Origin of the sequence: Sphingomonas kyungheensis, assembly GCF_037120395.1 — a bacterium.
GTDB lineage: Bacteria > Pseudomonadota > Alphaproteobacteria > Sphingomonadales > Sphingomonadaceae > Sphingomonas > Sphingomonas kyungheensis.
On sequence record NZ_JBBBDM010000019.1, the window covers coordinates 1 to 15,800 of the forward strand.

The window sequence follows — 15,800 nt, forward strand, 5'->3', positions numbered from 1 at the left end:
TTCCGTTTCATTCCGTCCGTCCCTCCAAGGGCCGGTCTCTAGTTCCAGGTGGATGAAGAAACGGGGGGCACGTCAGAACTTTGAGCCCTACACGGGCACCGACTTCTAATAAACGACAAGCTTAAAGTCCATTGTCTCTGGCATCGTCGCCGATGTGGCGATAGCTTCGATCCATGAGCATTCTCAATTTCGTCACCCAAGAGCAACTAGATGGGCTCGATGATGATCCCCGTATGGCGTTCATGGAACTCGTAAACGTCGCGCAGCGGAGCTTGAGCTCTCAGCTAAGTCGCTTCAGCGGAAACGACGAGGGGGAGTGGCGGGATATGGAGGATCTGCGCCACTCGTTTATGAACGTCATCCTCGCTGCGTCACGGAGATACGAAATCGAACCATTCGCATCCATGGACGTGCCCCGTATAAACGATGATCTGAACTTTAGGCAGTTCAAGTCCGACTTAGACCACTACGTGACTCAGCTTGTTCTCGATAATAGCCTGCAAGCGCGAAAAGATGCTGTTGCCATATTGCCGAAGTCCAAGGATAAAATCAGGGGTTATATAAGCGCCCTTCGGAAGTGTCTTGAAAATGCCAACATGACGGAAGCGAAGCGAAGTGCCTTGCTTAAGCGCTTAGATGAACTCGAGCGCGAACTTGAGAAGCGCCGCGCGAACATGCTGCTCGTTGCTAAGCTCGCATTTGAAGTTTTAGCGATACCCGGCAGCGTGTGGGCCTCTGCCGAAGTGGCAACAAAGCTGATCGCTAATATCTCGCAACAAGTCGACGTGTCACGCGAAGCTGACCAAGCGGCGCGATCCCTGATACAATCGGGGCCCGTACCCGCCCTTATGCCGCCAAGAAAGAGTTCCCCTCCCCCTCCTCCTCCCAGCCGGGGCGGCTTCGTAGATGACTTCGACGATGATGTTCCCTTTTAATCTCTCCGTGTTGCGGGTGCCGAATGCTCAGTGGCGTTTGTCGCTGCACGTGCCCCGCTAGCTTCCAGCGAGAGGCGCCCAGGGATACTATTTGGATCAAAGTTCCGGCCGGCGCTCTACGCGAGCGTTCAAGCCCTTGAGTCGCGCGTCCGCAATAGGGGCTTCGTCAGCGGCTTCGAAATCGATGGTCCCCCTTTGGAGCCTGAAACAGATCGCAACGCTCACATCAATGATTCCTGACCCTAGACAGCCTCCTCGTGATGGCGAATTGTCAGCCGGGGCGGAGCGTAAGCGCCACCACGCATCCCGATGGAGCTGGGCGCCAGTTGCGAGCGACAAGGCCAATCGAGTCCAGGCCGGATTCGGCAGTTCACGCTTTTGAAGTTAGTATGAGGCATATACTGATGTTGTATGTTCGGGATTTCTCGCCTCTTGCCTACGTCTAGCTCACCGGTAGGCACGCCTGCGCCAACAGTTCGACATAAAGGAAATCGGCGGCGCGACTGTTGGTGGGAGCCAATCTACGACCCCAGTTTTGTACTAGCCCCCACGCCCTACGATTGGGATGTTCAAAGAGATGCCGGTCCGCACCGGCGTTTTGTGCCTGCATCCTCGCTTGCCGCTCGGATAAAACCCGGAGACACTCTCGAAATTAGGGGAGTCTCTTTCCGGGAGTGCGACTTCCAAGGCGTCTTTGAAGGCGACCCAATAATCATGTTTGAGCGGTGCAGTTTCACGGCATGTGACTTGGCCTATTCAACTTGGCGGCGATGCCATTTCAAAGATTGTGTTTTTGACGGTTGTTCGATATCCTTAGCTACCTTCGAATCGTGCGAGCTGCGAGGTTGCTCGTGGAGCAACATGGGCATATCTAGTCGCATTGAATTAAGTCGAACATTTATAAGTAATCCCGGAGCGCTTATTGGTGCCTCGGTGAGCGGTCGCGATCCCCGCCGTCAGACGTGGGAGCATCGAATGAACCAGTGGTTTAGGCTGCGGGGTACGCGCGCCCATCTACTAAGAACGGTGATGCTTTCACACGCCACGACAGGCGACGAGCATACTTACTACGACACTGTCCGGCTTCACGAGCTGCAAAGATCAACTGCGAGGGTTGCTCAAGATGCTTACAAAATTGTATTTGGTCCGGGGCTAAAGCGCTTATCGTCTGTACCTGCAATGCTGTTGCATTCGTTTAACTATGCTATCCTGCGCTCGCTCGGCGCACTTAATGGCTGGGGAGAGTCAGCGGGTCGCCCCTTTATGGCCTTGCTAGCGTGTTGGGTGCTTTTCGGGTTTCTTTATGGCCATGTTCGCTTCAGCAGCCAAGTGGATGCCCCATTTCAGAAAAGCTTCGATCTGACTTTTCTCGTGGGGTACGGCAACCAGGTCACTTCCACGGATTTCGCGTTAACGATCGTGCAGGATTTGCACGTGTTAATTGCCATCGTGATCTACTCAGTGTTTTTTGCAACGGTAATTTCAAAGCTATCTCGCGCACGATGAGCAGCGAAGTACTAATCCTTTATGGTAGCAGGGCGCGTGGCGACGCAGGCCTTCATGCTGACGTTGACCTAATGCTAGTAACAGACGCTAAGCGCCCCCAGTCACCAGTCGAGCGTAACGGAGTTAGCTTACATCGATACCCGCGCGCTTGGCTACTAGAACATGCAGAGCACGGTGACCTCTTCGCCTATCATGTTGGCCATGAAGGCATAGCGCTGCAAGATGGCGATGGTTTCCTTCTAGATCTTCGGGAGGCCTTCCGTCCGCGGCCATCCTACAAAGCCGACTCGATGATTGGGTTGTCGGTTGCCCGCCTTCTGGTGGAGCAAGACTGGAGAGGGGATTCGGGCTTGAGACGCAGATTTTTTTGGGGCTTGCGAACTTACGCCATTTACTCTGCCGCAGAGAACGGGCGGCCACTATTTTCTGCGTCGCTACTAGAAGCCTTCACCGGGGTTGAGGGCTTGGCAGACCTGCTTGGCCGGCGGACGACTGCGTCCTTTGATGAGTGCCGACGCACGGTGGCTCGACTGGAACGCATTATCGGCAAGATGGGGTCGCCTAAGCTCAACGGCGAAGCATTGCGGAACTACCTGACCGAAGTTGGGGGATACGCTGCGGAGTGCGCGCGCGCTTCTGAGCGGCAAGCATGGGAAGATGAAGCTAGTGTAGAGGTTTACGCCTGAGCCAATGTGCCGGCACCCTCGTTTTGCCGCATCATGTAGCTTGGCAGATGTTCTCTTTTCGTTCTGCCAAGGGCGGACGGAGACTCGTGACCATGACCATCACCCCAGACACTATCGCCCAGGCCCTTCAAGATACGCCCGGCTGGGCCCTCGTGGCACTTACAGCTCCCGTAGAGCGCCTGAGGGAAGACGGACGGCGCGAGGTGGCCAACCACGTCTACTCAGCGCTCTATCAGCCCCTCAGGACCGATCGCGACCAACTGCGCCTTCCGCTCTGAGCGGGTCGTATGGTCCAGGCGCCCAAAGACCTAGCGGAGCTTGCGCGGCATGGAGGCTCGATCAGGGCTGAGTGTCGCTCATGCGCCCGTGTCGCGCTCTTCAGTCCTCGGGAGCTGGCGTCCCACTTCATCCGCAAGGGCTGGGATGGTGGCTGGCGTGTGTTCGCCAAGCGGCTGCGGTGCCAGTGCGGGGCGAGAGAGCCCAAGGTCTCGTGGATCGTCATGCCGCCGCCTCCGGTTGACCCAGCGCCGCCTAAGGCCCGGTTGGTGCGGGATGGTGGCCAGAGGTACGTGAAGCCCGTTGGGGTCGATCAGGGCGAGTGGGATCGTGCGAGGGACGATCGGGACCGGAAGCGCTTGGTGCGACTGGCGAGGGGCTGATGGGGCGAGATGCGCCTATCGAAGGCTGAGGTGAAGCCTATAGTTATCGAATAAGTCGCGGCAGGAGCCGCCTTCTATCATGGCGGAGCTAGCAACAACGCCGCCGAGCGCCATCATGGCGTCTCTCATAACAAGCTTATCCTGATCGGATACGCCATAGGCAGTGCTAAATACCCGATTGCCGTTCTTGCCTGGTAACACAGATAGCAATTGAATATTCTGATCGAGATAGCCGAAGCCCAATATTATGAGGGTGTCTCCCCATTCCATAGCGTCCTTCACCTCACGGCCGACATCGCTTCGGACGCTCTCGGTGAAAGTGCGTATGCGAGAGGCCATCACGGGAATGTCGTCGATAGTCGCATTTCCCAGAGCGATCGGACCATCATGGTGTTGCCAGGGCAGCGGCCCTAAGTCGCCATAAGGGTGGATGAAATCGACGTTTGAAAGGACCTCAGCAGCTTCGTCTCGTGAAATGTCAAAGTAGCTTTGCAGTGCCATCCATAAGTATTGCTCAAGACAGCGATCGTAATTGAATACAACAAATCGTAAGTTTGCAAAGGCATTCGATATGTCATGGCGCTGTACGCCTGACATAAGTTGCTGAGCAAACGCAGGATACCAGCTTTTCGCTAAACCGTCACCGTCGATCGACATTCGCGGTTTTGCATCTGGTCGCTGCATCCTAATCATAGAGGGTATTCGGCCAAATAGGTGTGATCCCCCCTCAGCCCGGATGATGTTTATTGCGATAGCTAGCTTTCCTAGTTGCTCTACCTCCTCGTCCCCCTGATGACTATGGAGAAAATTGTCGATTGAAAGGGCTAGCGGTAGTCCGCGCCGGATACGGTCGCCTGCCTGTTTTACTGGATCGAGCTTTGAAGGGTAATCGCCCAGTCTAGGGTCTACTCGGCGCTTCATTAGCTCGATCATGATTGGATCGGTGAATCCGTAAGCATTGTCCGTCGAGGGCTTCAAGAGGGTTAGAATCTGGCTCTTCAAGCCATCGCCAGAGGGGAGCCCCAATTCGCAGCTAGCTCCCGCACCCACGACCAAAGTGGTCTTCTGCCTGAACATATGGCCTCCTAATGAGCTAGCCCAAAGGCTTCTAGCTGCGCCAATCACCTAGCAACATTTTGAGGAAAGCCTCCCCCTTCTCGGTTAAATTATGCTCGAACCAACCCTCTATTTTATCGCGCTCCGCCACTATGAAGCCTAGGCCAGCCTCACCATACCGGTCCACAGTCCCTAAGCGCATAAGGTCCGAGGTCACCGTCCGCTCTGGAGCACCGATAGCGAGTCCTATGTCCATCGCATTGCGAAAGTCGTCAGGACCATCGGCAACCCGGAGCAAGACGCGTATTTGACGGGCGGGCGTCCGCGGTCCGCATACGTCGATGATCGTGCCTATTTGGCGCCTGAAGTTCGCAACCGGCGTACCCGCCCCGTCGTCCGTTTCGTTCACCTATGCCCCCAACGCATGACCGCTGCCCGATGCGGGGTGCGTTGTACTTCAAGGTCCCGCCAAGAGAAGGTGCCCGCTCAAACGGTGAATGTCCCATAAGGGGCGAGCGCATCAGCCGGCCGGAGGTGCCTCCCACGGAGTGACGCCAGACAAATCCAAGCCCTTGAACTGGAGACTATCGACATAGTCCCCCAAGGCTCCTTTGCCGCCGTAGAGGTCGTTTGCGCTCCCTCCGGACTGGACGTGGCCTAGAAGATACTCTCGGGCGTCCTTCGGTATGCGTGACTGACGGGCAGCCGTGTTCCAGTTGTGCCGGAACTCCCGAGAGGGACGTCGGCCGCCGCCGGGGGGTAGGATGCCCTTCTTGCGAACATAAAGGCTCCACCATTCACCCCAGCCGGCGAAGAGGAGGCCCCTCGCGCCCTTTGTGGTCAGCTCTGGGAATAGGGCCGTCTGTCCGGATGCGCGGACGTGGTCGACGAAGACGATGAAATTGAGCGCCAGCAACTCGCGGTGCACGGGGAACGTGCGGCGTCCAGACTCCGTCTTCGTCGTCTTGAGCGAGCGGCGTCCCTTGATGGGATGGACGCCCTGATCGGTGATGCGGAGCATCCAGCGGCCATCCGGGTCCTCCGGGTCTGGGAAGACATCGGCGGTCATGAGCTGCGCCAGCTCCTCGGGGCGTGCCCCGGTCCATAAGAGCAGGAGCGGTAGCCAGTAGCTCGCCTCGCCCCGGCCGCGCTTGGGGCGCTCGCCGCGCGTGAAGATCGGCAAGGCGAACATGGCGTGTATCTCGGCGAGGCTTAGCTCTTGCCGCTCCTCGGGCCGATGGCCTCCTAGGGATGCCCGCCCAACGAATGGGTTGGGAATACTATCGGGAATGACGCCTTCCTGACGCTGAGCCTTGTTCCATATGGCGCTCAGGGCCCCGAGCAGGGTGGCCAACGTCTTCGGTGCTAGGCGCTCGACGCCCGCTACACCCTCGTATCTTGCGACCAGCTCCCGTAGCGGAATCATCCGCTCATCCGGCGGCAACTTCGCAGGGCGCTTCGCCACCAGGTCCAACCACTCCGAGACCCGCTCTTTGGTTATTTCAGCGGGCCTAGGGGTGCCGAACGCCTCCCGGAAGTAACGGAGGGCTGTTGCAGCCATCTGCTTCGTTGAGATGCCGATGGGGATGCGCGGGCTAGAGAGGATGGCATCAGCCAAAGACTCGAAGCTCTTCGCCGCCGATGGCGCCGCAGGAGGAGGCGATGCCGGCTCTCGGAGGACCGTGGGCTCCGGGGGGATGGGGACGATGTCGCCTTTGAGCCGGGCGATGGCTGCGGGGCTGTACGCTATGCGTCGATCGTTCCAGGCGGAACAGAAGGCTTCGAGGCCGGATGGGTCATTCGGGTCCAGCACGATCCGCTCCGAAGCCAGTACCGCCTCCGCCGAACGGCCCCAGTGCTCAACCATCGCGTCAACATCGCGCTCAACACGCCATTGCTTGTACTCGGACAGCATCTCGTCCCAGCCAGCCCACGCTAGGTCCGCAAACTCCTCCCCCCGCTCTGCCAACTCGCGCTCATCCGCTAAGTGCCAGCTCCGCTCCAAAGCGTCCATCAGGTCAGCGATCCGCCCCGGTGTCAGCCTGTCGTATGTCTCTGTCGCCAATTTGGTCGCTTGGGCGACGATCGCATTCCATTCCGCATCGGCGGCCTGCCACCGCTCCGAGGCTCCAGGGTCGCTTAGGCGAGTGGCGCCCAGGCTCCGCTTTAATTCGGTCGGCTTCACGCCGAGGTGAGCGATGTGAGCGCGCAATTCGGGCGGGAAGACGCGACGGTAGCTGAGCCGTCCTGAGGGGGCCTTAACCGTGTGCGGATTATCTTTGCGGATGACGGCCATGTACCTTCCTCATGTACCGCCTAGGCGGAGGAAAGTCACGGATTCCCGAACTATCTATGTACCTCAACCCCTTAGGGGGAGAGTGGTGCCCAGAAGAGGACTCGAACCTCCACGACCTTGCGATCGCCAGCACCTGAAGCTGGTGCGTCTACCAATTCCGCCATCTGGGCACGGGGTAGGCGGCGGCCTTTAGGGGGCGGTCGGCGCGCTTGTCAACACGGGTTTCACGGGGCAAGGGGCGAAACATCAGCACAGCGACGAAAAAAATGAGGCCCGGGCGATGAAAGACAAGCTGGTTACGATCTTCGGCGGCGGCGGATTCGTCGGTCGCTACGTGGTGCAGGCGCTGCTGCACGGCGGTGCGCGCGTCCGCGTCGCCGAGCGCGATCCGCGGCATGCGTGGTTCCTCAAGCCCTTGGGTGGGCTCGGTCAGACTCAATTCGTCGCCGCCGACGTGACGCTGCCCGAGACGGTGGCGCGCGCGGTGCAGGGCGCCGATGCGGTGATCAACATGGTCGGCGTGCTGGCCGGCGATTTCGAGCGCGTCCACGTCGGCGGCGCGCGCATCGTCGCCGAGGCCGCGGCGGCGGGGGGCGTCGAAACGCTCGTCCATATGTCGGCGATCGGTGCCGATGCGCAGGCGCGATCCGCTTATGGCAGCAGCAAGGGGCGCGGCGAGGAAGCGGTGCGCGCCGCTTTCCCGGGCGCGGCGATCATCCGCCCGTCGATCGTCTTTGGGCGCGAGGATCAGTTCATCAACCGCTTCGCCGCGATGATCGGCAAGGCGCCGGTGGTGCCGGTGCTGCGCGCCGGCGTGAAGTTCCAGCCGGTGTTCGCCGGCGACGTCGGCGAGGCGATGGCGGCGGCGACCGACGCGCGCTTCGCCGGCGAGACGTTCGAGCTCGGCGGCCCGGACGTGCTGACGATGGGCGAGATCATCCGCTGGATCGCGCAGACGATCGGCCGTAGCCCGTCGATCGTCGAACTGCCCGACGCGGCCGGCGCCTTCCTCGCCAGGCTGCCGTTCGCGCCGATCACCAAGGATCAGTGGCTGATGCTCCAGCGCGACAATGTCGTCACGCCGGGTGCGCCGGGCCTCGCCGCGCTCGGTGTCGATCCGACGCCGTTGCAGGCGGTGGCGCCCGAATGGCTCGTCCGCTTCCGCCGCACCGGCCGCTTCGGTCGCCGTGCCGCAACACTCGCCGCCTAAGGACCATCCATGGATCTGCTGACCGTCATCCTCCTCGGCATCGTCGAGGGGGTCACCGAATTCCTGCCCGTCTCCTCGACCGGGCATCTCATCCTCGCCGGCACGTTGCTCGGCGTGCAGGATCAGGCGACCGCGACCTTCGACATCGTCATCCAGTTGGGCGCGATCCTGGCGGTGATCGTCCTCTACTGGCGGCGCTTCTGGGACGTGGCGACGGGATTGGCCGGTGGGCAGCCCAAGGCGATCGCCTTCGTGCGCAACATCGCGCTCGGCTTCCTGCCCGCCGCGGCGATCGGCGTGCTGGTGTACAAGGCGGTGAAGTCGCTGCTCGAAAGTCCCACCGTCGTCGCGGTGGCGCTGATCGTCGGCGGTGTCGCGATCCTCGTCATCGAGCGGTTGGTCAAGCAGGCGCGGATCGAATCGGTCGAGGCGATGCCGTGGACGACCGCGCTCGGCGTCGGCGTCGTCCAGTGTCTCGCGATGATCCCCGGCGTCAGCCGCTCGGGCGCGACGATCATGGGGGCGCTCAGCCTCGGCGTCGATCGCCGTGCGGCGGCGGAATTCTCCTTCTTCCTCGCGATCCCGACGATGCTCGCGGCATCGGGTTACGACCTGCTCAAGTCGGGGGCGACGCTGGGACAGGGCGAATGGCTCAGCATCGCGATCGGCTTCGTCGTCTCGTTCGTCGTCGCGCTGGTGGTGATCCGCTGGTTCGTCGGCATCGTCAGCCGGCACGGCTTCGCGCCCTTCGCCTGGTATCGCATCGTCATCGGCGCGGTCGCCTTGGTCGCGCTTCAGCTGAGATAGGTCCGGAACAATACCTAAAGAGAGTAACTGTGGGCCGGATCGATAACCCTCTATCATCCGGCTTCACTTTTTAGGTTACTATAGCTGACCTAATACATGATTTGTGCGTGACATGCTGGCTTTTCCTTTCTAGCGGAGGCGGAAGGAGGCCCCATGGCGCACGATTCCATGCTCAAGTTCGTTGCCCGGCCGCAGGCCTATCCGGCGAAGCGTCCCGCTGACGCGCGCGCGGAGGATTTTGCCGAGATCGCCGCGCGCTATGCGCCGCCGGCGGCGGAGGATCAGGCCGGGCGCTGCTCGCAATGCGGCGTGCCCTATTGCTCGGTGCACTGCCCGCTCCACAACCATATTCCCGACTGGCTGCGGCTCACCGCCGAGGGCCGGTTGCGCGAGGCCTATGAGCTTAGCAACGCCACCTCGACCATGCCGGAGATCTGCGGCCGCATCTGCCCGCAGGACCGGCTGTGCGAGGGCAATTGCGTCATCGAATTCTCCGGCCACGGCGCGGTGACGATCGGTTCGGTCGAGAAGTTCATCACCGACACCGCCTGGGAAGAGGGCTGGGTCGAGCCGCTCGTCCCCGGTCCGGCGCGCGGCGCGTCGGTCGCGGTGATCGGCGCGGGGCCGGCGGGGCTGACCGCGGCGGAATATCTGCGCGGCCACGGTTATGAGGTTCACGTCTACGACCGCCACGACCGCGCCGGCGGGCTGCTGACCTATGGCATCCCCGGCTTCAAGCTGGAGAAGCCGGTGGTGATGCGCCGCGTCGAGCGGCTCAAGGCAGGCGGCATCGTCTTCCACGAAGGGTTCAACGTCGGCGAACAGGCGAGCCTCGACGAACTGCGTCGCGAGCATGACGCGGTGCTGATCGCGACCGGCGTCTACAAGGCGCGGGCGCTCGACGTCGCCGGCGGCGACGATCGCGTGGTGGCGGCGCTCGACTATCTGATCGCCTCGAACCGCAAGGGCTTCGGCGATGCGGTGCCGGCATTCGATCAGGGCGCGCTCGATGCGGCGGGCAAGCATGTCGTCGTGATCGGCGGCGGCGATACCGCGATGGATTGCGTGCGCACCGCGATCCGCCAGGGCGCCGCCTCGGTCAAATGCCTGTACCGCCGCGATCGCAAGAACATGCCGGGCAGCCAGCGCGAGGTCGCCAATGCCGAGGAAGAGGGCGCCGAATTCGTCTGGCTTTCGGCACCGGCGGCGTTCGAGGCGGACGGCACGGTGCGCGCCCGCAAGATGCGGCTCGGCGCACCCGATGCCAGCGGCCGCCGCGCGCCCGAAGCCGACCCGAGCGGCGACTTCACGCTCCATGCCGATCTGGTGATCCAGGCCTTGGGCTTCGACGCCGAAGACCTGCCGACGCTGTTCGGCGCGCCGGAGCTCGGCGTCAGCCGCTGGGGCACGGTGCTGGTCGACGGCAAGACGCTGATGACCAGCCTCGACGGCGTGTTCGCGGCGGGCGACATCGTGCGCGGCGCGAGCCTCGTCGTCTGGGCGATCCGCGACGGTCGCGATGTCGCGGCGACGATGCACAAGTGGCTGAAGGCCAAGGCGAAGGTCGGCAAGGTGGCGGCATGAGCCCGCTCCGGCTGCTCGTCGCGACCGCGCTATTGGTCGCACCTGAGCCCGTGCTGGCGCAGGCAGCGGCGCAACCCGGCACGATCGCCACCGCCCGCGCCCTTGTGGCGCAGATGCGGATGGAGCGCGTGCTCGATCCGATGTTCGCACAGCTCATGCCGCTGATGGTCAGCAACGTCGAAAATGCGATGCGGGCCGATACGGCGGCACCGGCGGCGCTCAAGGCACGGCTCGCCACCGATGCGGGCCGGCAGCAGGTCGGCGCGATCATCTCCGAAGAATTCGCACGCGCGTTCCGCGAGCGCTATCCGGCGATCGCCGAAGCGACGGCGGAGGAATATCGTAAGACGTTCAGCGAAAGCGAACTGACGACGATCCTCGCCTTCTATCGATCGCCGACCGGCGCCAAGCTGCTCGACGCCCAGCCGGCGTTGCAGAAGGCGCTGTCCGAGGCAGGACGCGGCGTAGGCCGCGATGCTGCAATGGCAGCGTTCCCGAAAGTCCAGGCGCGTCTCAGCGCGCTCGATACCCCGGCCGGCAAGTAGGACCTATCCGATGACCACCGATCCCCGCGCCTATCTCGCCGAGCATGGCATGTACCGCCCCGACAGCGAGGGCGATGCCTGTGGCGTCGGCCTCGTCGCCGCGACCGACGGGCGCGCGTCGCGGCGCGTCGTCCAGTCGGCGGTCGATGCGCTGAAGGCGGTGTGGCACCGCGGCGCGGTCGATGCCGATGGCAAGACCGGCGACGGCGCGGGCATCCATATCGACCTGCCGCACCGCTTCTTCGACGACGCCGTCGTCGCATCGGGGCACAAGGTGCTGCCCAACCGGCTCGCGGTCGGCATGATCTTCCTGCCGCGCACCGACCTCGGCGCGCAGGAGATGTGCCGCACGATCGTCGAGAGCGCGATCATTGAGGCGGGCTATACCATCTACGGCTGGCGGCAGGTGCCCGTCGACGTGTCGGTGATCGGCCTCAAGGCGCAGACGACGCGGCCGGAGATCGAGCAGATCATGATCGCCGGGCCGATGCCCGACGAGGTCAGCGCCGCCGAATTCGAGAAGAACCTCTACCTCGTCCGCCGCCGCATCGAGAAGCGCATCATCGCCGCGCAGATCCAGGGCTTCTACGTCTGCTCGCTGTCGTGCCGCTCGATCGTCTACAAGGGGCTGTTCCTCGCCGAGAGCCTGTCGGTCTTCTATCCCGATTTGCAGGACCAGCGGTTCGAATCGCGCGTCGCGATCTTCCACCAGCGCTATTCGACCAACACCTTCCCGCAATGGTGGCTGGCGCAGCCGTTCCGCTGCCTCGCGCATAACGGCGAGATCAACACGATCCGCGGCAACAAGAACTGGATGCTCAGCCACGAAATCCGCATGGCGAGCCTCGCGTTCGGCGACAATTCGGAGGACATCAAGCCGGTGATTCCGGCGGGCGCGTCCGACACCGCCGCGCTCGACGCGGTGTTCGAGGCGATCTGCCGATCGGGGCGCGACGCGCCGACCGCCAAGCTGATGCTGGTGCCGGAGGCCTATTCGGACGACATGCCGCCGGCGCACCTCGCCATGTACCAATATCTCGCCTCGGTGATGGAACCGTGGGACGGCCCCGCCGCACTGGCGATGACCGATGGCCGCTGGGCGGTGGCGGGCGTCGACCGCAATGCGCTGCGGCCGCTGCGCTATACGCGCACCTCGGACGGGTTGCTCGTCGTCGGGTCGGAGACCGGCATGGTCGCGCTGCCCGAATCGACCGTCGTCGCCAAGGGGCGGCTCGGGCCGGGGCAGATGATCGCGGTCGACCTCGAACAGGGGCAGGTGCTCGGCGATCGCGAGGTCAAGGACCGGATCGCCGCCGAGCATGATTATCCGGGGATGATCGGCGAATTCCACACGCTCGACGATCTGCCCGAGGTCGAGGAGGCGGTGGTCCGCTACGACCGGCCCGCGCTGGCGCGGCGGCAGGTTGCCGCCGGCCAGACGCTCGAGGACATGGAGCTGATCCTTTCCCCGATGGTGGAGACCGGCAAGGAGGCGATCGGCTCGATGGGCGACGATACGCCGCTCGCCGTCATCAGCGACAAGCCGCGCCTGATCAGCCAGTTCTTCCGCCAGAACTTCAGCCAGGTGACCAATCCGCCGATCGACCCGCTGCGCGAACGCTACGTCATGTCGCTGCGCACCCGCTTCGGCAATCTCGCCAATATCCTCGATACCGAGGATCAGCGCGACCGCGTGCTGGTGCTCGATTCGCCGGTGCTGACCGGCCAGCATTGGGCGCGGCTCAAGGCGCATTTCGCGCGCACCGCGACCGAGATCGACTGTACCTTCGATGCCGACGGTGGTCCGGAGAAATTGCGCGCCGCGATCCAGCGCATCCGCAACGAGGCGGAGCAGGCGGTGCGCCAGGGCAAGAGCGAGCTGTTCCTGACCGACGAACATGTCGGCGAAGACCGGATCGCGATCGCCGGCGTGCTGGCGGCGGCGGCGGTGCACACGCACCTCGTCCGCCGGGGGCTGCGCTCCTATGCCTCGATCAACGTGCGCTCGGCGGAATGCCTCGACACGCATTATTATGCGGTGCTGATCGGCGTCGGCGCGACGACGGTGAACGCCTATCTGGCGGAGGCGGCGATCGTCGACCGGCAGGCGCGCGGGCTGTTCGGCGACCTGTCCTTGGACGAATGCCTCAAGCGCCATCGCCATGCGATCGAGGAAGGCCTGCTCAAGATCATGAGCAAGATGGGGATCGCGGTGATCTCCTCCTATCGCGGCGGCTATAATTTCGAGGCGGTCGGTCTCAGCCGCAGCCTGGTCAACGACCTGTTCCCCGGCATGCCCGCCAAGATCTCGGGCGAGGGCTATAACTCGCTGCACCATTCGGCGATGATGCGGCACGAGCTCGCCTGGGACGAGGCGGTCGCCAAGCTGCCGATCGGCGGTTTCTACCGGCAGCGCCATACCGGCGAGACGCATGCCTATTCGGCGCAGCTGATGCACCTGTTGCAGACCGCGGTGTCGACCGACAGCTATACCAGCTATCTCCAGTTCAGCCGCGGCGTCGCCGATCTGCCGCCGGTCTATCTGCGCGACCTGCTCCAGTTCAACTTCCCGAGCGAGGGCGTGCCGGTCGATCAGGTCGAGGCGATCACCGAGATCCGCAAGCGCTTCGTCACGCCGGGCATGTCGCTGGGCGCGCTGTCGCCGGAGGCGCACGAGACGCTGGCAATCGCGATGAACCGGATCGGCGCCAAGGCGGTGTCGGGCGAGGGCGGCGAGGATACCAAGCGCTTCAAGCCCTACGAAAACGGCGACAACGCCAATTCGACGATCAAGCAGATCGCGAGCGGCCGGTTCGGCGTCACCGCCGAATATCTCGGCGCGTGCGAGGAGATCGAGATCAAGGTCGCGCAGGGTGCCAAGCCCGGCGAGGGCGGGCAGCTGCCCGGCTTCAAGGTCACCGAGTTCATCGCCAAGCTGCGCCATGCGACGCCGGGCGTGACGCTGATCTCGCCGCCGCCGCATCACGACATCTATTCGATCGAGGATCTCGCGCAGCTCATCTACGACCTGAAGCAGATCAATCCGCGCGCGCGCGTCTGCGTCAAATTGGTCAGCTCATCGGGGATCGGCACGGTCGCGGCGGGCGTCGCCAAGGCGCATGCCGACGTCATCCTGGTCGCCGGCCACGTCGGCGGCACCGGCGCCTCGCCCCAGACCAGCGTCAAATATGCCGGCACGCCGTGGGAAATGGGCCTCAGCGAGGTCAATCAGGTGCTCACGCTCAACGGCCTGCGCGGCCGGGTGCGGCTGCGCACCGACGGCGGGCTCAAGACCGGGCGCGACATCGTCATCGCCGCGATCCTGGGTGCCGAGGAATTCGGCATCGGCACGCTCAGCCTCGTCGCGATGGGCTGCATCATGGTGCGCCAATGCCATAGCAACACCTGCCCGGTCGGCGTCTGCACGCAGGACCCGGCGCTGCGCGACAAGTTCGTCGGCACGCCGGAAAAGGTCATCAACCTGATGACCTTCATCGCCGAGGAGGTGCGCGACATCCTCGCCCGGCTCGGTGTGCGCAGCCTCGACGAGGTGATCGGGCGGACCGAATTGCTGCGTCAGGTCAGCCGCGGTGCCGAGCATCTCGACGATCTCGATCTCAATCCGATCCTCGCCAAGGTCGATGCGACCGATGCCGAGCGGCGTTTCTCGCTGTCGACCTTCCGCAACGAAGTGCCCGACAGCCTCGACGCGCAGATCATCAAGGATGCCGCGGCGGTGTTCAGCCGCGGCGAGAAGATGCAGCTCACCTATTCGGTGCGCAACACGCATCGCGCGGTCGGCACGCGGCTGTCGAGCGAGGTCACCCGCCGGTTCGGGATGAGCAAGCTCGCCGACGGCCACGTCACCGTCCGCCTGCGCGGCAGCGCGGGGCAGAGCCTCGGCGCCTTCCTGTGCAAGGGCATCACGCTCGAAGTGTTCGGCGACGCCAACGATTATGTCGGCAAGGGCCTGTCGGGCGGGATCATCGTGTTGCGGCCCGCGGTATCGTCACCATTGGCGAGCCAGGACAATACCATCCTCGGCAATACGGTGCTCTACGGCGCGACGTCGGGAACGCTGCTCGCCGCCGGGCAGGCGGGCGAGCGGTTCGCGGTGCGCAACTCGGGTGCGACCGTGGTCGTCGAGGGCTGCGGCGCCAATGGCTGCGAATATATGACCGGCGGCGTCGCGGTGCTGCTCGGCCGGGTCGGCCAGAATTTCGGCGCCGGGATGACCGGCGGCATGGCCTTCGTCTACGATCCCGACGGCGCATTCGCCCAGCGCGCCAATCCGGAGAGCATCGTCTGGCAACGGCTTGCCTCGGCGCATTGGGCGGGCGTGCTGCACGATCTCGTCCAGCGCCATGCGGCGGCGACCGACAGCAAATGGTCGAAGGGGCTGCTCGCCGATTGGGACCGGGTCGCCGGCGACTTCTGGCAGGTGGTGCCCAAGGAGATGCTGTCGCGTCAGACCTATCCGTTGGATGATTCGGTGGCGCTGGTCGCGGCGGAGTAA

The 15,800-nt window shown here is 63.3% G+C and carries 10 protein-coding genes and 1 tRNA gene; 8 read left to right on the top strand and 3 right to left on the bottom strand.

Annotation, left to right across the window (positions count from 1 at the left end; all coding sequences use genetic code 11):
- Positions 1-173 precede the first annotated feature (173 nt).
- The 3 genes from V8201_RS18185 (at position 174) to V8201_RS18195 (ending at position 3,405) form a co-directional block, all read left to right on the top strand.
- Positions 174-935, top strand: a complete 762-nt coding sequence (locus V8201_RS18185) for a hypothetical protein (protein WP_336546180.1) — start codon at positions 174-176, stop codon at positions 933-935.
- A 411-nt stretch (positions 936-1,346) separates the two neighbouring features.
- Positions 1,347-2,441 carry an anti-phage Hailong system effector protein HalA gene (halA, locus tag V8201_RS19090; protein WP_444529438.1) on the top strand — a complete coding sequence of 365 codons (1,095 nt, stop codon included), beginning with the start codon at positions 1,347-1,349 and terminating at the stop codon, positions 2,439-2,441.
- A 778-nt stretch (positions 2,442-3,219) separates the two neighbouring features.
- Positions 3,220-3,405, top strand: a complete 186-nt coding sequence (locus tag V8201_RS18195; RefSeq protein ID WP_336546200.1) for a DUF6771 family protein — start codon at positions 3,220-3,222, stop codon at positions 3,403-3,405.
- A gap of 396 nt (positions 3,406-3,801) precedes the next feature.
- Here the strand turns inward: V8201_RS18195 and V8201_RS18200 are convergent, their stop codons facing one another.
- The 3 genes from V8201_RS18200 to V8201_RS18210 form a co-directional block, all read right to left on the bottom strand.
- Positions 3,802-4,863, bottom strand: a complete 1,062-nt coding sequence (locus tag V8201_RS18200; RefSeq protein ID WP_336546182.1) for a hypothetical protein — start codon at positions 4,861-4,863, stop codon at positions 3,802-3,804.
- Between the two features lie 499 nt (positions 4,864-5,362).
- Complete coding sequence (locus V8201_RS18205; RefSeq protein WP_336546183.1) at positions 5,363-7,138, bottom strand: site-specific integrase; 1,776 nt, start codon at positions 7,136-7,138, stop codon at positions 5,363-5,365.
- Positions 7,139-7,221: 83 nt separating this feature from the next.
- Positions 7,222-7,308, bottom strand: a tRNA-Leu gene (locus V8201_RS18210).
- 110 nt (positions 7,309-7,418) lie between these two features.
- Between V8201_RS18210 and V8201_RS18215 the strand changes: the two genes are divergently transcribed.
- The 5 genes from V8201_RS18215 (at position 7,419) to gltB (ending at position 15,800) form a co-directional block, all read left to right on the top strand.
- Positions 7,419-8,348, top strand: coding sequence for a complex I NDUFA9 subunit family protein (locus V8201_RS18215; protein WP_336546184.1), 930 nt, complete (start codon positions 7,419-7,421; stop codon positions 8,346-8,348).
- Positions 8,349-8,357: 9 nt separating this feature from the next.
- Positions 8,358-9,155 carry an undecaprenyl-diphosphate phosphatase gene (locus tag V8201_RS18220; RefSeq protein WP_037532484.1) on the top strand — a complete coding sequence of 266 codons (798 nt, stop codon included), beginning with the start codon at positions 8,358-8,360 and terminating at the stop codon, positions 9,153-9,155.
- A gap of 153 nt (positions 9,156-9,308) precedes the next feature.
- Positions 9,309-10,739: an NAD(P)-dependent oxidoreductase gene (locus V8201_RS18225; RefSeq protein ID WP_336546185.1), complete on the top strand. Its 1,431-nt coding sequence runs from the start codon at positions 9,309-9,311 to the stop codon at positions 10,737-10,739.
- Positions 10,736-11,284 (top strand): DUF2059 domain-containing protein, encoded by a 549-nt coding sequence (locus V8201_RS18230; protein ID WP_051583297.1) that lies wholly within the window; start codon positions 10,736-10,738, stop codon positions 11,282-11,284. The genes V8201_RS18225 and V8201_RS18230 overlap by 4 nt, the downstream gene beginning before the upstream one ends.
- 10 nt (positions 11,285-11,294) lie before the next feature.
- Complete coding sequence (gene gltB, locus V8201_RS18235) at positions 11,295-15,800, top strand: glutamate synthase large subunit (RefSeq protein WP_336546186.1); 4,506 nt, start codon at positions 11,295-11,297, stop codon at positions 15,798-15,800.